The organism is Exiguobacterium sp. s193, assembly GCF_018618755.1.
In the GTDB taxonomy this organism is placed as follows: Bacteria; Bacillota; Bacilli; order Exiguobacteriales; family Exiguobacteriaceae; genus Exiguobacterium_A.
This window is the reverse complement of sequence record NZ_JACSMR010000005.1, coordinates 52,582-70,819: the sequence shown is the minus strand read 5'-3', so window position 1 is coordinate 70,819 and position 18,238 is coordinate 52,582. Positions and strand designations below refer to the sequence as shown.

General features: G+C 48.9%; 21 protein-coding genes. 20 read left to right on the top strand and 1 reads right to left on the bottom strand.

The window, feature by feature from the left end:
- The first annotated feature begins 29 nt into the window (after positions 1 to 29).
- From KNQ04_RS08495 to KNQ04_RS08415, 17 genes are all read left to right on the top strand, one after another.
- Positions 30 to 302 (top strand): HU family DNA-binding protein, encoded by a 273-nt coding sequence (locus tag KNQ04_RS08495; protein WP_012370671.1) that lies wholly within the window; start codon positions 30 to 32, stop codon positions 300 to 302.
- Positions 303 to 444: 142 nt separating this feature from the next.
- Positions 445 to 1,023 carry a heptaprenyl diphosphate synthase component 1 gene (locus tag KNQ04_RS08490; RefSeq protein WP_214849438.1) on the top strand — a complete coding sequence of 193 codons (579 nt, stop codon included), beginning with the start codon at positions 445 to 447 and terminating at the stop codon, positions 1,021 to 1,023.
- Positions 1,024 to 1,045: 22 nt separating this feature from the next.
- On the top strand, positions 1,046 to 1,753 hold the full coding sequence (locus tag KNQ04_RS08485) for a demethylmenaquinone methyltransferase (RefSeq protein WP_214849432.1): 708 nt from the start codon (positions 1,046 to 1,048) through the stop codon (positions 1,751 to 1,753).
- 1 nt (position 1,754) lies between these two features.
- Positions 1,755 to 2,717, top strand: a complete 963-nt coding sequence (locus KNQ04_RS08480) for a polyprenyl synthetase family protein (protein ID WP_214849430.1) — start codon at positions 1,755 to 1,757, stop codon at positions 2,715 to 2,717.
- Between the two features lie 94 nt (positions 2,718 to 2,811).
- On the top strand, positions 2,812 to 3,228 hold the full coding sequence (gene ndk / locus KNQ04_RS08475; RefSeq protein ID WP_214849427.1) for a nucleoside-diphosphate kinase: 417 nt from the start codon (positions 2,812 to 2,814) through the stop codon (positions 3,226 to 3,228).
- Between the two features lie 155 nt (positions 3,229 to 3,383).
- Positions 3,384 to 4,157: a CheR family methyltransferase gene (locus KNQ04_RS08470; protein WP_214849424.1), complete on the top strand. Its 774-nt coding sequence runs from the start codon at positions 3,384 to 3,386 to the stop codon at positions 4,155 to 4,157.
- Positions 4,158 to 4,180: 23 nt separating this feature from the next.
- Positions 4,181 to 5,335 (top strand): chorismate synthase, encoded by a 1,155-nt coding sequence (gene aroC / locus KNQ04_RS08465; RefSeq protein WP_214849421.1) that lies wholly within the window; start codon positions 4,181 to 4,183, stop codon positions 5,333 to 5,335.
- A complete protein-coding gene (gene aroB / locus KNQ04_RS08460; RefSeq protein ID WP_214849418.1) occupies positions 5,332 to 6,390 on the top strand; it encodes a 3-dehydroquinate synthase in 1,059 nt (352 codons plus the stop codon). The genes aroC and aroB overlap by 4 nt, the downstream gene beginning before the upstream one ends.
- Positions 6,381 to 7,634, top strand: coding sequence for a 3-phosphoshikimate 1-carboxyvinyltransferase (gene aroA, locus KNQ04_RS08455; protein ID WP_214849415.1), 1,254 nt, complete (start codon positions 6,381 to 6,383; stop codon positions 7,632 to 7,634). The genes aroB and aroA overlap by 10 nt, the downstream gene beginning before the upstream one ends.
- Before the next feature lie 36 nt (positions 7,635 to 7,670).
- A complete protein-coding gene (locus KNQ04_RS08450) occupies positions 7,671 to 8,933 on the top strand; it encodes a tetratricopeptide repeat protein (RefSeq protein WP_214849412.1) in 1,263 nt (420 codons plus the stop codon).
- 28 nt (positions 8,934 to 8,961) lie between these two features.
- Complete coding sequence (locus KNQ04_RS08445) at positions 8,962 to 9,492, top strand: ReoY family proteolytic degradation factor (protein ID WP_214849408.1); 531 nt, start codon at positions 8,962 to 8,964, stop codon at positions 9,490 to 9,492.
- 195 nt (positions 9,493 to 9,687) lie between these two features.
- Entirely contained in the window at positions 9,688 to 10,128 is a 441-nt protein-coding gene (locus tag KNQ04_RS08440) for a DUF2487 family protein (RefSeq protein ID WP_214849406.1), read from the top strand.
- Between the two features lie 104 nt (positions 10,129 to 10,232).
- Positions 10,233 to 10,739 carry a ubiquinol-cytochrome c reductase iron-sulfur subunit gene (locus KNQ04_RS08435; protein WP_029330633.1) on the top strand — a complete coding sequence of 169 codons (507 nt, stop codon included), beginning with the start codon at positions 10,233 to 10,235 and terminating at the stop codon, positions 10,737 to 10,739.
- Positions 10,740 to 10,742: 3 nt separating this feature from the next.
- The gene (gene qcrB / locus KNQ04_RS08430) at positions 10,743 to 11,414 is read left to right on the top strand and encodes a menaquinol-cytochrome c reductase cytochrome b subunit (RefSeq protein WP_012370658.1); all 672 of its coding nucleotides are present in this window, start codon (positions 10,743 to 10,745) and stop codon (positions 11,412 to 11,414) included.
- A gap of 49 nt (positions 11,415 to 11,463) precedes the next feature.
- The gene (locus KNQ04_RS08425; protein ID WP_214849404.1) at positions 11,464 to 12,255 is read left to right on the top strand and encodes a menaquinol-cytochrome c reductase cytochrome b/c subunit; all 792 of its coding nucleotides are present in this window, start codon (positions 11,464 to 11,466) and stop codon (positions 12,253 to 12,255) included.
- Positions 12,256 to 12,311: 56 nt separating this feature from the next.
- On the top strand, positions 12,312 to 12,911 hold the full coding sequence (locus KNQ04_RS08420; RefSeq protein ID WP_214849402.1) for a DUF1405 domain-containing protein: 600 nt from the start codon (positions 12,312 to 12,314) through the stop codon (positions 12,909 to 12,911).
- A gap of 44 nt (positions 12,912 to 12,955) precedes the next feature.
- Complete coding sequence (locus tag KNQ04_RS08415; protein ID WP_214849400.1) at positions 12,956 to 13,633, top strand: zinc metallopeptidase; 678 nt, start codon at positions 12,956 to 12,958, stop codon at positions 13,631 to 13,633.
- A gap of 94 nt (positions 13,634 to 13,727) precedes the next feature.
- Here the strand turns inward: KNQ04_RS08415 and KNQ04_RS08410 are convergent, their stop codons facing one another.
- A complete protein-coding gene (locus tag KNQ04_RS08410) occupies positions 13,728 to 14,615 on the bottom strand; it encodes a YitT family protein (RefSeq protein WP_214849398.1) in 888 nt (295 codons plus the stop codon).
- Between the two features lie 177 nt (positions 14,616 to 14,792).
- Between KNQ04_RS08410 and bshA the strand changes: the two genes are divergently transcribed.
- From bshA to KNQ04_RS08395, 3 genes are read left to right on the top strand one after another with little or no spacing between them, the layout of a single operon-like run.
- Positions 14,793 to 15,935 (top strand): N-acetyl-alpha-D-glucosaminyl L-malate synthase BshA, encoded by a 1,143-nt coding sequence (bshA, locus tag KNQ04_RS08405; RefSeq protein WP_214849395.1) that lies wholly within the window; start codon positions 14,793 to 14,795, stop codon positions 15,933 to 15,935.
- On the top strand, positions 15,922 to 17,067 hold the full coding sequence (locus KNQ04_RS08400) for a CCA tRNA nucleotidyltransferase (protein ID WP_251136953.1): 1,146 nt from the start codon (positions 15,922 to 15,924) through the stop codon (positions 17,065 to 17,067). Before bshA ends, KNQ04_RS08400 begins: the two co-directional genes overlap by 14 nt.
- Positions 17,028 to 17,999 (top strand): biotin--[acetyl-CoA-carboxylase] ligase, encoded by a 972-nt coding sequence (locus tag KNQ04_RS08395; protein WP_214849393.1) that lies wholly within the window; start codon positions 17,028 to 17,030, stop codon positions 17,997 to 17,999. Before KNQ04_RS08400 ends, KNQ04_RS08395 begins: the two co-directional genes overlap by 40 nt.
- Positions 18,000 to 18,238 lie beyond the last annotated feature (239 nt).

Sequence of the window (18,238 nt, the reverse complement as noted above, 5' to 3'; positions counted from 1 at the left end):
GAAGAAGTGATTGGGAGGGGGTGAAAGTAATGAACAAAACTGAACTCATTCAAGCGGTCGTCGAAAAATCAGGTCTTACAAAAAAAGACGTGACTAAAGTTGTTGAATCAACATTCGAATCGATCACTGAGACACTCCAATCTGGAGAAAAAGTCCAATTGATTGGTTTTGGTAACTTCGAAGTTCGTGAGCGCGCTGCCCGTAAAGGTCGTAACCCACGTACGAAAGAAGATATCGAAATTCCAGCAAGCAAAGTACCTGCCTTCAAACCAGGTAAAGCATTGAAAGATGCAGTCAAGTAATTTGACTACATAGTCGTTCGAGGATTTCCTCGGACGGCTTTTTTTGTGGGTATTCAAAGGCGTGAAAAAGCGTTGATTATGGTATATTAAAAAAGAAGAACATCCATCAACGAGATGGCACTGGAGATCGGGGGGTAAAAGCATGGACCAACGAGAGCTACACATGACAGAAATCATTTCGGCACTCACACACAAACAGACGACTCAACTAGCTCGACATGTGGATTTCCCTTCCATCGATCGTGAACAGATCAGTTGGTTGATTGATGTCGCTCAGAACGAGATAGTAGATGGACAGGCACTTGTAAAGGGAGTCCATTATGCGAACGTCGCACTTGTGCTCCACGAACGGGTTCGGGAGACAAGACGTGGTTCAAAAGAACGGCAGTTGCTTGTGTTAGCCGGCGATCTGTTTTCGACTTACTTTTTTGAAGAATTAGCATCGCTTCCTCAAACCGTACTCGTGACGCTCGGTCAGACCGTCCAACGCGTGAATGAAGCGAAGTGTTCGCTGCATGAACAAAACTATACGTCGACAGAAGAATATGTCTTACTGTGGTTGACGGCGGAGTACGGACTCGTTCAAGGGCTAGCGACGATCAGTGGCCAAGATTGGTTGACACGGGAAGGGCAACAAATCATTCGAAACCGGGCGAAGGTGCTCGGGCATGAGGCACAGCAATTGTTATTATCGCATTTGGAGCAAATAGCAGTAGCGTAATATTTTTGAAAGGGTGAACGGCGTGCAGACACAAGAAAAAGAAAAAAAGGTATATGAGGTATTTCAATCGATTTCGACGAACTATGACCAGATGAATTCCATCATCAGTTTCCGTCTCCATAAACTATGGCGAAAAGAAACGATGCGCCGGATGAACGTATTTCCTGGCGCGAAGTGTCTTGATCTCTGTTGCGGGACAGCAGACTGGACGATTCAACTGGCGAAAGCAGCCGGTCCGACAGGTGTCATCAAAGGGCTCGATTTTTCAGAAAACATGCTGAAAGTCGGCGTTGAAAAGGTCGAAGCACTTGAGATGAAGAACGTCGAGTTGATTCACGGGAATGCGATGGATTTACCTTTTGGGGACCATTCGTTTGATTTCGTGACGATTGGATTCGGCTTACGTAACGTCCCGGATTATCTTCAAGTCATCAAAGAGATGCATCGTGTCCTCAAACCGGGAGGCACTGTCGTTTGTTTAGAAACAAGTCAACCGACGGCTCCGATTTTCCGTGAGGCCTACTCGTTATACTTCGGTAAAATCATGCCACAAGTCGGCCGCTTGTTCGCGAAATCCTTTGATCAATACAACTGGCTCCAAGAATCGACGGAGGTATTCCTTGACCGTGTCGAACTAAAACAATTATTTGAGCAAGCAGGCTTCATGCAGGTGGAAGTAAAGGCGTTCGCGGGCGGAGCGGCTGCGATGCACCTCGGGAAGAAGTGGTGAGATGTCACTGCATTCAATCTACCGTGATGTAACAAAAGAAGTAAATTTAGTTGACCGGTTCCTGACGAGTCATATCGCGTCGGAAGAACCGACGATTGATGCTGCGGGACAACAACTCTTGAAGGCTGGCGGCAAGCGGATTCGTCCTGCATTCGTTTTGCTTGCATCAAAATTTGGACAGGCGGACCGCGATGAACTCGTTCGTGTCGCCGCGAGTCTCGAACTCGTCCATATGGCGTCGCTCGTCCATGATGATGTCATCGATGACGCGGAGCTTCGCCGTGGCAAACCGACCGTCATGCAGCGTTTTGATGAGGAAGTTGCACTCTACTCAGGAAACTATTTATTTGGGGAAGCCGTCAAATTGATTGGAGAAATCGGAAAACCGGAACTCGTCCACGTCATGGTACATGCGATGCGTGAGATTTGTGAAGGGGAGATTGAACAGATTTACGATCAATATGATTGGCATCAATCGATTAAACGATACATTAAACGGATCGAACGCAAGACGGCAATCTTGATTGAAGCGAGCTGTCACCTAGGCGCAATCGTCGCCAACTGTTCGGCTGCGGATACGAAAGCCTTGCGCCAATTTGGACGTGACATCGGTCTTGCTTTTCAAATTGCGGACGATCTGCTCGATTTTACGGCGAACCGGGCTGAGCTCGGAAAACCGGTCGCAGAAGACTTACGTCATGGGCATAAAACATTACCGGTCTTCTACGCCTCAGAAAATCCAGCCTTTTTTGAAGAACTCGTCAAGATTCAATCGATGCCTTCGCATGAAGACGTTGCCCCACTACTTGAGCGACTTCATGCGTCTGATGCGCTCGATCGAACACAACAGACCGTCGATCTCTACATTCGGCGCGCGATTAAACGTCTAGAACATTTGCCGAAGTCGTCTGCCAAACGGTCGCTTGAAGAAGTGGCGCGGTACGTCGGGAAACGAAAAGGCTAAATAACTGTCAAAAATTTCTTGCCGCATGTTCCGTTTACGGGTAAACTTACTATGTAAGCGCTTTTCTAAAAGCAATTCATAGGGGGATTAAAAAATGGAACAAACATTTTTAATGGTCAAACCAGATGGCGTCGAACGCGGATTGATTGGGGAAATCATCGGCCGGATCGAGCGTAAAGGATTTGTCATTCGTGACATGAAGATGATGCAAGCGTCAGAAGAATTGGCGAAAGCACATTATGCTGAGCATGCTGAAAAACCATTTTTCGGAGAGTTGGTCACTTTCTTGACATCTGGTCCAGTCATTGCCTTACGTGTCGAAGGAGTGGATGTCGTATCCGTTTCACGATTGATGATTGGTAAAACAAAACCAACAGAAGCGTTACCGGGGACGATTCGGGGAGATTTCGCGAACACGATGAGCGAAAACGTCATCCATGGTTCAGATAGTGTTGAGAGTGCGGAGCGTGAACTAGGGCTTTGGTTTCAAGGACAGCCTGTAAACGCATAATGTGAATTGGAATGATTTGGACGATTGAGCAACGGCTCAATCGTCTTTTTTTGTGTTTTGGAATGGAAATGGCTTTATGCTACTATAGAGAATAAGATAAGGTCATCTTTTGAATGGAGGGTGACCGATGATAGAGAGGACCAGTGAGGTGTAATATGGACGATTATGAACTTTTTATCCAACGTTTCTTGAAAAAATCAGGGATTGATTTAGGACAATATAAAGAAGCACAAATGAAGCGCCGCTTGACGGCTTTACGAGATAAGAAAGGTCACGATACGTTTGCCTCTTATATGCAAGCGATGGAAAAAAGTGAGACCCTCTATGAAGAATTTTTAGATCGGATGACCATCAATGTCAGTGAATTTTTTAGAAACCCAATTCGTTGGCAACAACTTGAACAAGATATCTTACCAGTCCTTCAAGCGCGGGCACATGGGCGGATTCGGACGTGGAGTGCTGCTTGTTCGACGGGGGAAGAACCGTATTCGCTTGCGATGATCCTCAACGAAATCATGGAACCTTCCCAATTTACGATTCAAGCGACGGATTTAGATGAAATCGTTCTTGAAAAAGCCAAACAAGGACGGTATGGGATTTCCGCCTTGAATGAGGTCGTTGAGACACGGAAAAAACGATACTTCGTAGAACAGGACCAACAGTTTGAGGTCGTTCCTGAAATTAAACGGCTCGTCCGGTTCAGTAAACATAATTTATTAGGCGATCGATATGATAGTGGGTTTGATTTAATCATCTGTCGGAACGTTCTGATTTATTTTACGGAAGAAGCGAAAGCACATGTATACCGCTCCTTTGTGGATGCCTTGAAGCCGGGTGGTATTCTATTCGTCGGCGGGACGGAACAAATCTTCCAGCCTGAACGGTTCGGCTTGAAAATGAAACAAAGTTTCTTTTATGAAAAAATATAACGGTACGTGAAGGGATGAGGCATATGCGCTACATGACTGCAGGAGAATCACACGGAAAAGGGCTTTCCGTCATCATCGATGGTGTTCCTTCCGGACTGACGATCGACTTTGAAAAAATTCAAGCCGAGATGACACGACGCCAAGGCGGATACGGGCGTGGACGCCGGATGCAAATCGAGCAGGATGCGATTGACGTCCGTGGTGGAGTTCGTCACGGGTACACGACGGGAGCACCAATCAGTCTGTTCATCGAAAATAAAGATCATACGCACTGGAAACAAGTCATGCAGGCAGAGCCGTTAGAAGAGCAACTCGAGCGCCCGCGGACATTAACACGTCCCCGCCCGGGTCATGCTGACCTCGTCGGTGGGTTAAAGTATGGTCATCGTGATTTACGGGATGTCCTCGAACGGTCGTCGGCACGTGAAACGGCAGCACGTGTTGCCGTCGGAGCGATAGCGAAGCAATTGCTGACGCAACTCGGAGTCGATTTATTTTCGCACGTCCGTTCAATCGGTGGCATCGACGCTGATGCCGTTGATCCGACGACACGTCGGGAACAGATTGAGGCCTCACCCGTCCGTTGTGCTGACGAAGTCGCGACTCAACGGATGATGCAGGCAATTGATCAGGCGAAGCAAGAAGGGGATACGTTAGGTGGCGAAGTCGAAGTCGTCGTCACCGGTCTTGTCCCAGGAATCGGCTCGTTCGTTCAAAACGACATGAAACTCGATAGTCGGATTGCACAGGCTGTCATCAGTGTCAATGCGATGAAAGCCGTCGGGTTTGGTGATGGCTTTGATTTAGCACGCCGTCCAGGCAGTACGGTCCAGGATGAAATCGTTCATGATGAAGCAGGTTACGCGCGAAAAACGAATCACTTAGGAGGGATTGAAGGGGGCATGTCGACAGGGATGCCGATCCGGGTCCAAGTGGCGATGAAACCGATCCCGACGTTATACCGTCCCTTGCAGTCCGTCGATATCGAGACGAAAGAACCGTTTACGGCGCAAATCGAGCGAAGTGATGCGTGTGCCGTCCCGGCAGCAGCTGTCGTCCTCGAAGCCGTCGTTGCTTTCGAAATCGCTGCAGCCGTCCTTGAGATGTTCGGCAGTTCGACGATGGAACGGTTGACGCAAGCGGTCTCTGACTACAAGGAGGAGGTGCGTCTGTTTTGACGCAACTCTTAATCAAAGCAAGTCGCCTGTACCCGGTCTACATTGAACCGGGTGCTTTGCGGCATCTGGCGGATGTCGCGGAAGCAAGGGCGACTGATCGGTTTTGGATCATTACCGATCAGACGGTTAGTGCATTGCACTTAGAAACGCTGTTCAGACAACTGCACAATCTTTTTCCAGGAACCCCGATCCTGACGAGTCATGTCGCACCGGGCGAAGGCAGCAAGTCGCTTGAAACGTACGGACAACTGCTTGAAGCGGGAGTTACCGGCGGCGTGACACGACGGACGGTCGTCCTTGCGTTTGGCGGAGGAATGGTTGGCGATCTTGCAGGATTTGTCGCAGCGACGATTTTACGGGGAATCCCGTTTGTACAAGTACCGACGACGTTACTTGCACACGACTCAAGCGTCGGTGGGAAAGTTGGGTTGAACTTAACACGCGGGAAAAATTTAGTCGGAGCTTTTTATCAACCGTGTGCTGTATTGTACGATCCGACATTTTTGCAAACCTTACCGGACCGCGAATGGAGAAGCGGTTTTTTTGAATTATTCAAACATGGGTTGCTTGCACCTGAACCATTCGCTGAGCGATGGTTAGATGTGACATTAGCCGACATCAAACAATTACCGCTCGAGTCGTGGATCGCACGGGGCATTCAGGTCAAACAACAGATCGTCGAACAAGATGAGCAGGAACAAGGCATCCGTGCTTTTTTGAATTATGGCCATACGTTTGGTCATGCAGTCGAATATGCGAGTCAACGTCTCGCCCACGGTGAAGCGGTTGGCATCGGTCTTGTGTTCGTGAAGGTGCTAGAGGGACGATTGGAAGAAGCAAATCAAATCGGTCAATTGTTGATCCGTCTCGGTGTCGAGTTGCCTCCACGCGAGTCTTTTTCAGTCTATCTGGATTACATGAGACGGGATAAAAAAAATAATCATGCGATTCGATTCGTCTTAATGGAAAACGGGAAATTTAAATTAGAGGAAATTTCGGCAGACCGATTGAAATCTGCTTATGACATGACTGTGAGGTGCTTAGAATGGGTTTAACGGGAAAGGTTAAAGTACCAGGAGATAAATCGATGACACACCGTGCTTTTTTATTCGGCGGAATCGCCGAAGGGACGACGGTCATCACGAATGCCCTCGAAGGAGCAGATTGCCTCGCTTCTTTACATGCCGTCGAAGCGCTTGGTGCGAAGGTCGAACGAACGGGTGAAACAATCGCTGTAACGGGAACGGACGTGCTCCAGTCGGCGGCGATCGATTGTGGAAACTCGGGGACGACGATTCGTTTATTGACTGGCATTTTAGCAGGAGGCGAAGCAACGTATGAGTTGACGGGGGATGCTTCCTTACAGAAACGACCGATGGACCGGGTGACGATCCCACTCGGGCAGCTTGGTGCACAAATCGAAGGGCGTTATGCACCGCTCCGGATTGAGGGGAAACCACTCATCGGAACAACGTATACGTTGCCAGTCGCAAGTGCTCAAGTAAAAAGTGCGGTCTTGCTCGCAGGAGTATTCGCGACAGGTGAAACGACGGTCATTGAACCGATCTTGTCGCGAGACCACACGGAACGCATGTTACCGCAATTCGGTGTTGATGTTGTCATTGAAGACTTTGAAGACGGGCGGCATATCCGGGTTAAAGGGCCGGCAAGACTTGCGGCGACGACGGTCGACATACCGGGTGACCCGTCTTCTGCCGCTTTTTGGTGGACGGCGGCTGCGCTTGGCGAAGACAGCGTCATTACGACGGAACATGTCCTGATGAACCCGACACGGACTGGCTTTTTGCAAGTATTACGTCAGATGGGGGCAAGTGTTCAAATTTCGAACCGAAAAGAAGTGGCGGGCGAAGAAGTGGCTGACGTTACCGTCGAGTCGACATCACTGCAAGCGGTGACGATTGAAGGGGAACAAATTCCTTCGTTGATTGATGAAATTCCACTGCTTGCGTTACTCGCAACTCAAGCAGACGGGACGACGACGATCCGTGACGCAGCTGAGCTCCGTGTCAAAGAAACAGACCGGATTGAGACGGTCGTCGCCTCACTTCGACAGCTTGGGGCAAAAATCGAAGCGACGGCGGACGGCATGATCATCGAAGGTCCGACACCGCTGACTGCAGGGACGGTCGACAGTGCCGGGGATCATCGTTTAGCGATGATGTTGACGATTGCGGCGACGCTAAATGAAGAAATTGACGTAATCGGGAGTGAAGTAGTTGAAGTCAGCTACCCGACGTTCTATGATGATTTAAAGAAACTAGAAGCCAACCATACGTAAGTACCGTATTGAATTTTAGAAAGTGAGGCGTTTGCCTTGAACGAACACGTATTAAAAGAAATCGTCGATGGCCTAGAACATGGTCATACGTCTGAAGCATTACTCGCACTCGAACAACTTGAAAAAACAGGGACGGACGAAGATCGCCTGGCCGTCGCGGATCTCTATATTGAACTCGGTCTGTCGGACCGGGCAGTCGATCTCCTGTCGCCACTTTACGTCGACTATGCCGGAAACCCCGGAGTCGCCTTACTGCTCGCAGAATGTTACATCGATTTAGACCGGGAAGAAGAAGCAATCACCGTGCTTGAACAAGTCGATAAGACAGATGTCGAAAACGGACCACGGACGTTAGTCCTGTTAGCAGACCTCTACCAGTCGCAAGGTCTCGATGAGGTCGCCCTCGCGAAATTAAAAGAGGCCCGGGCTCTTGCGCCCGACGAACCACTTCTTGCTTATGGACTTGCAGAACTCTATATGACGCTCGGTGCATTCGATCAAGCCGTTCCATTATTCGCGGAAGTGGCGGCAAACGCGGCGCTCCGTGGAGAGTTACCACTCGATGCGTTGTACGCGGAGTCGCTAGCGATGATCGGGGAATTCGAAGAAGCGATTCCATTATACGAGCGGGCTGTTGCAGAACGACCTGACTTGCATACGTTGTTTGGTCTCGCGATGACGGCACACCGTGTCGGGCAACACCAGAAAGCAGTCGAGACGTTCCAACAATTGATTGCCCAAGATCCCGACTATACGTCTGCTTACGTACCATACGCAGAAAGTCAGGCCGAACTTGGATTGACGAAAGAAGCCTTGAACGTCATCAAACAAGGGATCGAACGGGATGACTACAATGATGAGTTGCGGACGATGGAAGCCTTATTCCTCTTGAAACTCGGTGACCGTCAAGGAAGTGTCACTGCGTTACGTGAAGCCCTTGCCCTCAACCCGGAATCGTTGCTCGCAGCAGAGCGGTTACTTGCACTTCTCGCGGAAGATGAGGATCATGAGGCGACAATCGAGACGATCACAGCGATTGAAGAACATGTCACGGCTCCGATTTTGACATGGTACCGCGCCCGGTCGCTTTATGCGCTTGAAGATTATACGAATGCCATGAAACAATATGCTCAAGTTGAATCAGCATTTGCAGATGATGCGTTATTCTTAAAAGAATATGGTTTTGCTTTAGTCGAAGAAGGACGGCGTGAAGAAGGACAAATCATGCTACGTCGGGCAGCGATGCTCGCTCCAGAGGATGCAGAGCTCGTCGATTACGTCGAACGGATGGACAGTTGATTTTATTTGAGAAGGGAGTAGGATTGAGATGACAGAGAGAAAGCAGCGTTTCTTGCGCCGCATCTTGACCTATTATACGTTGAAGCGCCGAGAATCTAAGTGGATCCTTGATTACTGGCTTCGTAATGATGCAAAACTGGATCAAGTTCATTTTGTTCAAAATGCGATGTTCGCTCCGAAAGCCATGATCATTACGACTTACGGATTTGACGCCGACCCGTTTCTCTTTAAAAAAGGAGAGGTCAAAACGACCGATCCGGAAAAAGCCTATCATGACATCCGTTTGACGGACGAGCCGGTCTATATCGAATTGAATTTTCAAGGGATGATGATGGACGATGAGTATTTATCGTTGCTCGAAGAAAATCCGTTCCGTCCTGAGGTTGCCGTCGAACCGCGTCTAGCGGACGAGGCGATGCATTTTATCGCGGCGACTGTCAACCGTCAGGAAGAAGAACGGTTGATTCGATTAATCGATGAGGCGCTAGACGCACGTGACCGCAGTCGTTTTCAGTCGCTCTCGGAAGAGCTTCGGACGATCCGCAGTCAACTCGAATAATGCAATCTATAATGGTGTCATCCTCTTTCAAAATAAAAGGGGATGACTTTTTTTAGGCGTGGAGAAAAAACGGAAAATATGAAGAAAAATAGAACGGAATTTCATAAAACGTTCACATTAAGTGAGCAGTAACAAAAGCGGATATGATACATTAAATGTGACGAAATGTAAGTGAACAGGAAAGGGGGAAATGAGTTGCGTTTCAAACCATCCGATGTTCAAAGGACGAGAAACGAACAAGCGTATATTGATACGTTGGTCGTCCCATTGATACCGATCGGATTTGGCGAGTCGATGCATGCCTTTGCGGAATGCGCCGACATGACGACGACCGTCGCGTCTGAAGTCGAACGACAATTATCCGGTCGTGCGATGCTTGTTCCAGGACTGACTTATGTCGACCTGCCGTCGCTCGATCAATTGAATAGTTGGCGGGAAGCGGCATCTGCCGAACAATTCCGTTTTGTCACGTTCATCACGGCAGATTTACGCTGGAAAGAGACAGCGGTCGAGGACATCGTCTATGTTCCACGCTTATCGCTTGAGACGATGAGTCGCGACCAGCAAGGTCAGATGGTCGGGAATTTTGTAGGACAAGTTCTCGAACAGTTAGGAAACCGTTGGACCGCGCTATGAAGCGGTTGACGCAATGATTTTATTAAGATACTATTACCATGTGAGAAATTTGTGTGAAGTACAGTGGTCTTGGGGCACGGCGTACATCACAAGGGGGGATCGAGATGGCTCAAAACGGGTCTAACGTAACACGTCGTCAATTCTTGACGTATACATTGACTGGAGTCGGTGGCTTTATGGCAGCGACGATGGTTATGCCGATGGTCAACTTCGCAGTTGATCCAGTCCTGAAAAAATCAGGATCAGGCGATAAAGTAAAAGTAATGAAGTTGTCGGACATCACGACAGAACCAAAGCGGGTCGACTTCAAGAAACAAACGCAAGATGCTTGGTATGATTTCGAAGAAACATTATCAGCATGGGTCTTCAAAAACGATAAAGGCGAGATTCTCGCATTATCACCGATCTGTAAACATCTAGGATGCCAAGTGAGTTTCGGAGCAGATCCGACGCACCCAGAGCAATTCTATTGCCCATGTCATTTCGGACGGTATACGAAAGATGGCGTCAACGTACCAGGTACGCCACCGACGAAACCGCTTGACGAATATGAAATGCAAGAGAAAGATGGTTTCCTTTACTTAGGCAAACCAGTCGAAAGAGGTGCGTAAGCGATGATGCAAAAAATCTATGATTGGATTGATGAGCGGGTTGATATCACACCGCTTTGGCGAGATATCGCCGATCATGAAGTTCCAGAACACGTAAACCCTGCCCATAACTTTTCCGCATTCGTTTATTGTTTTGGCGGGCTGACGTTCTTTACAATCGTCATCCAAATCCTCTCGGGGATGTTCTTGACGATGTATTACGTACCAGACATCATCAACGCCCACGCGTCCGTGTACTATCTTCAAAATGAAGTCGCGCACGGTCAAATCGTTCGTGGTATGCACCACTGGGGCGCATCTGTCGTCATCGTAATGTTGTTCTTACATACATTACGCGTCTTCTTCACAGGTTCATACAAAAAACCACGTGAATTGAACTGGGTCGTTGGTGTACTCTTGTTCTTCGTTGTCTTAGCACTCGGTCTAACAGGATACTTGTTGCCTTGGGACATGAAAGCATTGTTCGCAACGAAAGTTACGATTCAAATCGCGGAAAGCATACCGGTCATCGGTGGCATCGCGAAGACGCTCCTCGCGGGTGGAGAAATCGTCGGTGCAAGTACGATTGCTCGATTCTTTGCGATTCACGTCTTCTTCCTTCCTGCGGCATTGTTCGTCTTGCTCGGGGCCCACTTCATGATGATCCGTAAACAAGGGATCTCTGGACCACTTTAAACCGACAATCAGACAATCAATTTAGGCAACCTAAAAGGGGGAGAACACGATGCATCGTGGTAAAGGAATGAAATTCGTCACCGATTCACGGGTGTCGATCAACAACCGGATGCCGAATAAGTCGAAAGACTATTCTGAGTATCCAGGTCGGACGGAAGCGTTCTGGCCAAACTTCTTACTTCGCGAATGGATGGTAGGAGCAGTCTTCTTGATTGGCTTCATGACCTTGACAATCGTTGAAGCAGCACCATTACAAAATATCGCTGACCCGACGAATACGTCGTACATTCCGCTTCCGGACTGGTACTTCCTATTCCTCTATCAGCTTTTGAAATACCAATTCGCCGCTGGTCCATACATCTTGATGGGGACTGTCATTCTTCCGGGTCTTGCCTTCACGGCATTACTTGTAGCACCGTGGCTTGACCAAGGGATTGAACGTCGCCCAGCGAAACGCCCGGTCGCAGTCAGCATGATGCTTCTCGGAATCGTGTCAATCATCTTCTTGACATGGGAATCTGTTCAAACAACACACTGGGATACGATCCATAAACAAGGTGAGTTGACGATGAACGAAGGTCCTGAAATTGATACGACGGCAAAAGGCTATGAAATTTACTCGAACCAATCATGTGTCAACTGTCATGGTAAGAACCTCGAAGGTGGAGCAGCTGCTCCAGCCCTCGTCGGGACGAAAAAGACAGAAGAAGAAATTTATGAAATTGCAGACAAAGGTGTCGGTGCGATGCCTGCTGGACAGTACAAAGGTTCAGATGCAGATCGTAAAGAACTCGCTAAATTCATCGCTTCTTACGGTGAAGGCGGAGAGAACAATAAATAAGAGAAGAGCCGGGGGAATAATTCCTCCGGCTTTTGTCTATCATGAGGTGAATGAATGTGCCGTTTTTGCATATCTTAAAACATAAAGCAATCCTGTGGCCGCTCGGCCTGATCAATCTAGCGGGAACAATATACGGTTATTATTGGTATCAACCGCAACTCGGGCAGTCGAAGTGGTATTATTATCCGTTCATTCCGGATAGCCCGACAGCGTCTTTATTTTTTACGATCATCGTATTTTTGTGGATTTTCAATCGGCGCTCCCGACTATTCGAAGCACTGGCGTTCGTCACGTTGATTAAATATGGTGTCTGGGCCGTCGTCATGAATGCCTTGATGCTTCAAGAAATCGGGACGGACAATAGTTATTTGACGGCGATGGCACTGATGCTGATGCTTTCGCACGGCGCGATGGCATTCCAAGCGCTGCTTTACGTTCCGTTCATGACGTTCCGCGTCAAAGAACTCGTCCTTGTCTCGATCTGGGTCATCCATAACGATGTCGTCGACTATGTGCTCGGTCAATGGCCACGCTATCCGGCACTTGCGGAGCATATCCAGTGGATCGGGTACGGATCGTTCTGGTTGACGGGATTATGTATTTTGATGGGATATCTCCTTGTTGCACGCGATTCGATTGACAATAAGGTCGCTTGAACGTAAAATAAGGATATAATCTTTTAGGAAAGGACAGATGTTACATGGCTAACTATCTGATTTACCTCGCCATCATCATCATTGTTCCCATCTGGGCACAAATGCGAGTCCGAAAAACGTATAAAAAATATCAAGAAGTTCCGATTCATAGTGGGGTGACGGGGGCGCAAGTTGCTGACTTCATCATGAAACAAAACGGAATTACGGATGTCCGTCTCGAAGCGATTGGCGGAACGATGTCCGATCATTATGATCCGACAAATAAAGTGGTCCGCTTATCAGAAGATGTCTACTACGGTTCGACGGTCTCAGCGGTTTCGATCGCGGCGCACGAAATCGGGCACGTCATCCAGGATGCGACAGACTACAATATGATGCGTGTCCGTCACCGGATTGCACCGGTTGCGTCGATCACATCGAATCTGTCGTTCCCGTTATTACTCGTTGGTTTCTTTGCCGGGATAACAGGTCTTGCGATGCTCGGTGTCATCTTGATGCTCGGTGCCGTCATTTTCCAACTCGTGACGTTACCTGTTGAATTCGACGCCTCCAAACGGGCGATGGTCCAATTGACGGAACACGGAATCATTGATGCAGAAGAAGAACGTGGTTCACGTCGCGTCTTGAACGCAGCTGCTTGGACATATGTCGCTGCGACACTCGTCGCCGTCGCCGAGTTCCTCCGTCTCGCTTTGATGGTCTTTGCCCCGTCGGACGAATAATTCAAACGTACTGAACCAGATGAAAACATTTAAAAAACACCCGGTCCGTTCAATCCTCTACTTGAGAAGCGAACGAGCCGGGTGTTTTGTGTGTTTACGTTTCCTTGATCGGGACACGGTTTTCGTCGAACGTAAATCCTTCGCCTGTTACTTCGTACACATCATGTAACGTGATGAAGGCATGTTGGTCAACTGCTTTGACAAGCGTTTTCAATCGTGTAATTTCATTACGTGCTACGACGACATACAAGACTTCGAGGTCGCGACCCGAATACCCGCCTTTTGCAAGTAAGCGTGTCGTCCCACGGTTCATCGTCGCGTGGATTCCGTCCGCAATCTCCGTCCGGTGATCACTGATGATCATCGCGGCTTTCCCGGCATACGTTCCTTCTTGCATCCAATCGATGACGCGGGCGCCGACATAAACGGCAAGCAACGTGTACATCGCTTGTTTGTAGTCGAGGTATGTCAACGAAGCGACGATGACGAAGAAATCGAAAATCAGGAAGGTCCGACCGATCGACCAGCCGAAGTACCGTTTCGTCAGACGGGCGATGATATCGACGCCACCTGTCGTTCCGCCGTTATTGAAAATGATGCCAAGACCGACACCGATGAAGACACCGGCGAACAAAGAAGCGAGGACCATGTCATCAGTTAATATGATTTCGAGCGGTGAGTATTTTGAAATCAATCCATACCACAGGGAAAAACTGAACGTGCCGATCAGTGTATAGATAAACGTCGTCCGACCAAGCAGTTTGTAACTGACAAAAAACAGTGGAACGTTCAGGACGAGGTTCGTGATGGACGGGGATAAACCGAATAGTCCTTTTAAAATCAAGGTGATTCCTGTAAATCCTCCCTCAGCCAGTTCATTTTGAACGTTAAAATGATAAATTCCGAATGCAAAGATAAAGGATCCGACAAGAATCCAAATAATGTTTTGGATACGGATCGGAAATTGAAATGGGGGTGCCATACTGTTGCTCCTCTCTAACAAGACTCTTTCTTTAGGGTAACGGTAGAAGGTGAAAAAGACTAGCTTTTCCTAAGCGAAACCCGAGGAAAAGTGGTCGATGTAGTTTTTGGCGTTCGTTTTGTTTACAATTGTATCGAGAAGCGCGTGCTAACTTAACTGAAGAGAGAGTGGTTTTAAATGAAAAAATCGATTGGAATCTTATGTTATCCATCCGTCGGCGGAAGTGGTGTCGTTGCGACGGAACTCGGGATGAAACTTGCAGACCGTGGACATGACGTCCATTTCATCACGTCGAGCATGCCGTTTCGCTTAACGGAATACCGTCCGAACATCACCGTCCATCTCGTAGAGGTCAATCAATACTCGGTCTTTAAATACCCCCCCTATGACATTACCTTAGCGTCGAAAGTCGCGGAGGTCATCGATGTGTTTGATCTTGATATCATCCATGCCCATTACGCTGTCCCCCATGCCGTCTGTGCAGAACTCGGGCGCAACATGGCGAAAAAGAAGGGTGTCGGTGTCGTGACAACGCTACACGGGACGGACATCACTGTCATCGGTCAAGATTTAGAGATGCAACCGGCAATCCGTTACGGCATTGAAAGCTCGGATGCGGTGACGGCCGTTTCGGAAAGTCTTGCCCTTGAGACGAACATGACGCTGAACGCACAATATGACATCGACGTCATTGCGAACTCGATTGATGAAAGTGTCTATTACCCGATGCGCGACGAACGCTTGAAACGGCATTACGGGATTGAACCGGGCGAAATCGTCGTCATCCATATTTCGAACTTCCGACCCGTCAAACGGATCGACGACACACTCGTCGCATTCGCAATTGCGGCGAACGGACGAAACATGCGGTTATTGCTTGTCGGGGATGGTCCGGAGATGGGGCAGACACGACGGAGGGCCAAAGAACTTGGTGTTTATGAAAAAATCATTTTTGCCGGGAAACAAGAACACGTCGCCCAGTTGCTCGCGATTAGCGACATTCATTTATTGTTGTCGGAAAAAGAAGCGTTTGGGCTCGTTGTCCTCGAAGCGATGGCAGTCGGGGTACCGAGTGTCGTCTCGAATGCCGGGGGCTTACCGGAAGTGATCCAAGACGGCAAAACAGGGTTCATCGTGCCGACGTATGACGTCAAGGCAGCTGCTGACCGGATTGGACACCTGGCCGATACACCCGAGCTTCGGGAACAGATGGCAGATGCGGGTATCCGTGATACACGACAACGGTTCGATTCGAATGAAATCGTCCGCGAATATGAAAAAATATATGAACGGGTGTGTGCGCGGTATGAACATGCGTGAGTCAGCGAACACGATCATCGAGACGATTGAACGAGCGGGCGGGGAGGCGTATATCGTCGGCGGTGCCGTCCGGGACACGTTACTCGGACGGACGCCGGGCGACTACGATTTAGCGACGTCGCTTCTTCCGGACGAGGTCATTCCGCTGTTTCCCGTCGTCATCCCGACCGGACTTGAGCACGGGACGGTAACGGTCGTCGTTGAAAAAATACCGTTCGAGGTGACGACGTTTCGTTCCGAATCGACGTACAGCGACCGACGCAGACCGGATCACGTCACACTCGGTGTTTCACTTGAGGAAGATTTGACCCGTCGTGATTTTACGATTAATGCGATGGCCTTAAAACCGACCGGACTGGTCGATTTGTTCGGAGGACAAGCCGATCTCGCGGCAAAAATCATTCGGACGGTCGGACGCCCGGAAGATCGGTTCGGAGAAGATGCGTTACGGATGATTCGGGCGTTACGCTTCATGAGTCAGCTTGCGTTTTCGTTAGACGAACGGACGGAACAGGCGATCAAGGAATGCGCCGAGACGATCCAATACGTCGCAATCGAACGCGTCGCGATTGAACTCGAAAAACTATTGCTCGGCGCAGGGCGACCTGCCGCCTTACGCGCGATGTTACGAACCGGGCTCGGCATGTACTTGCCGGGTATCACTCCGGATACGATTGAACGATTAATCGCGTCTGACTTAGACGGGGTCTCAAAAGACGATGTCTGGACGCTGCTGCTTGATGCGGGATTTTCACCAGACCGTTTAAGTGCCTTTAAACGCTCGAAAAAACAGGAGCAACGTGCGAAACGATTAGTTTGTCTGGTTCACCTCGAGCAATTGACCGATTGGCAACGGTATGCATTGACGGATGAGGAACTAGCGGTCTTGAACCGGATGACGGGTCGGAATCATCCGGACCGGACGACTTTACCAATCCGGACGCTGAAAGACTTACAGGTCGATGGACGTGACATCGTCGCCCTTGGTCTAAAAAAACAAGAGATCAAGCACGCCCTCCACTATTTGGAACAACATGTCGTGACTGGACAGTTCGTCAATCAACGTCCAATTTTGTTAGAGGAAGTGAAGAGATGGAAAAATCGACGCGAGAACGAATCCTTCAACGCTTGATGCAAGAAGACTGGATCTCCGGTCAAGCGTTAGCCGAACAATTAAATATTTCACGTACCGCTATTTGGAAACAAATTACGGCATTAAAAGAAGCCGGGTATGCGATTGAATCGAATAAAAAAACAGGATACCACCTGATCGACCGTGGGGATCATTTGACACCACTCGCAATTGAACACTACTTACGGACCAACACACTTGGGCGCAAAATCTTTCATGTCGAAGAAACAGAAACGACGCAACGGATTGCGCACGACTTAGCCCAACAACAAGTCGCAGAAGGAATGCTCGTCGTCTGTGACTACCAGACAAGTGGACGGGGGCAGCTGGGGCGCATCTGGCATGAAACGAAAGGGAACGGGATTGCAATGAGTTTGATTGTAAGACCGGACGTCCCGCTCGATCAAGCAGGACAACTGACACTTTTGTCTGGGCTTGCCCTAGCGACCGCTTTACGTGACCTTGACGTACCGGTGACGATCAAATGGCCGAACGATTTACTGATTGCAGGTCGAAAGGTCGCAGGGATTTTGACGGAAATGCAGACGGAAGGAAGTCGGATCAGTTCTGTCATCATCGGAATCGGAATCAACGTTCAGCACGAAGAATTTCGTGACGTGATCGCGGACCGCGCGACGTCGCTGAAACTCGCGACCGGTCGAACATTCCAGCGGGCAGAAATCGTCGCCACGTTTTTAAATCAGTTTGAACAGATGTATACACGCTGGGTCGAGGAGGGATTCGGTTCCTTCGTCCAGGCATGGGAACAACTTGCCGATAAATTGAATCAATCAATCACAGTGCGGTCACGGCAACAAATAGTAACCGGCATCCTGCGCGGGATTCAAGCAGATGGGACGTTGATGATCGAGTCGGCGCAAGGGCTGGAAACATTCCATTCAGCAGAACTCGTCTATTGGACGGAAAACTAAAAACGCGCCGTTTGCAGTTGCCAATTCGAATCATGTATAATAAGGTGATGGATGATATCCGCTAGGAGTCATACCGATGGAAGGCTTATTGTTAGTTGATATTCCTGCCTTGATCCCATTCGGACAGGGACAGAAGGACGCTGTTGCACTTATTCACGCCTTCTTTCCTAATGCACGTTTTATTAGGAATAGAAGGCGTTTCCTTTTGTCCTCTCTATACTAAAGTAAGGAGAGAACAC

What these genes read in the sequence shown, in the direction of transcription:
- KNQ04_RS08495 (WP_012370671.1), top strand. Translation starts at nt 30, where the DNA reads ATGAACAAAACTGAACTCATTCAAGCGGTCGTCGAAAAATCAGGTCTT.
- KNQ04_RS08490 (WP_214849438.1), top strand. Translation starts at nt 445, where the DNA reads ATGGACCAACGAGAGCTACACATGACAGAAATCATTTCGGCACTCACA.
- KNQ04_RS08480 (WP_214849430.1), top strand. Translation starts at nt 1,755, where the DNA reads ATGTCACTGCATTCAATCTACCGTGATGTAACAAAAGAAGTAAATTTA.
- ndk (WP_214849427.1), top strand. Translation starts at nt 2,812, where the DNA reads ATGGAACAAACATTTTTAATGGTCAAACCAGATGGCGTCGAACGCGGA.
- KNQ04_RS08470 (WP_214849424.1), top strand. Translation starts at nt 3,384, where the DNA reads ATGGACGATTATGAACTTTTTATCCAACGTTTCTTGAAAAAATCAGGG.
- aroC (WP_214849421.1), top strand. Translation starts at nt 4,181, where the DNA reads ATGCGCTACATGACTGCAGGAGAATCACACGGAAAAGGGCTTTCCGTC.
- aroA (WP_214849415.1), top strand. Translation starts at nt 6,381, where the DNA reads ATGGGTTTAACGGGAAAGGTTAAAGTACCAGGAGATAAATCGATGACA.
- KNQ04_RS08445 (WP_214849408.1), top strand. Translation starts at nt 8,962, where the DNA reads ATGACAGAGAGAAAGCAGCGTTTCTTGCGCCGCATCTTGACCTATTAT.
- KNQ04_RS08435 (WP_029330633.1), top strand. Translation starts at nt 10,233, where the DNA reads ATGGCTCAAAACGGGTCTAACGTAACACGTCGTCAATTCTTGACGTAT.
- qcrB (WP_012370658.1), top strand. Translation starts at nt 10,743, where the DNA reads ATGATGCAAAAAATCTATGATTGGATTGATGAGCGGGTTGATATCACA.
- KNQ04_RS08425 (WP_214849404.1), top strand. Translation starts at nt 11,464, where the DNA reads ATGCATCGTGGTAAAGGAATGAAATTCGTCACCGATTCACGGGTGTCG.
- KNQ04_RS08415 (WP_214849400.1), top strand. Translation starts at nt 12,956, where the DNA reads ATGGCTAACTATCTGATTTACCTCGCCATCATCATCATTGTTCCCATC.
- KNQ04_RS08410 (WP_214849398.1), bottom strand. Translation starts at nt 14,615, where the DNA reads ATGGCACCCCCATTTCAATTTCCGATCCGTATCCAAAACATTATTTGG.
- bshA (WP_214849395.1), top strand. Translation starts at nt 14,793, where the DNA reads ATGAAAAAATCGATTGGAATCTTATGTTATCCATCCGTCGGCGGAAGT.
- KNQ04_RS08400 (WP_251136953.1), top strand. Translation starts at nt 15,922, where the DNA reads ATGAACATGCGTGAGTCAGCGAACACGATCATCGAGACGATTGAACGA.
- KNQ04_RS08395 (WP_214849393.1), top strand. Translation starts at nt 17,028, where the DNA reads ATGGAAAAATCGACGCGAGAACGAATCCTTCAACGCTTGATGCAAGAA.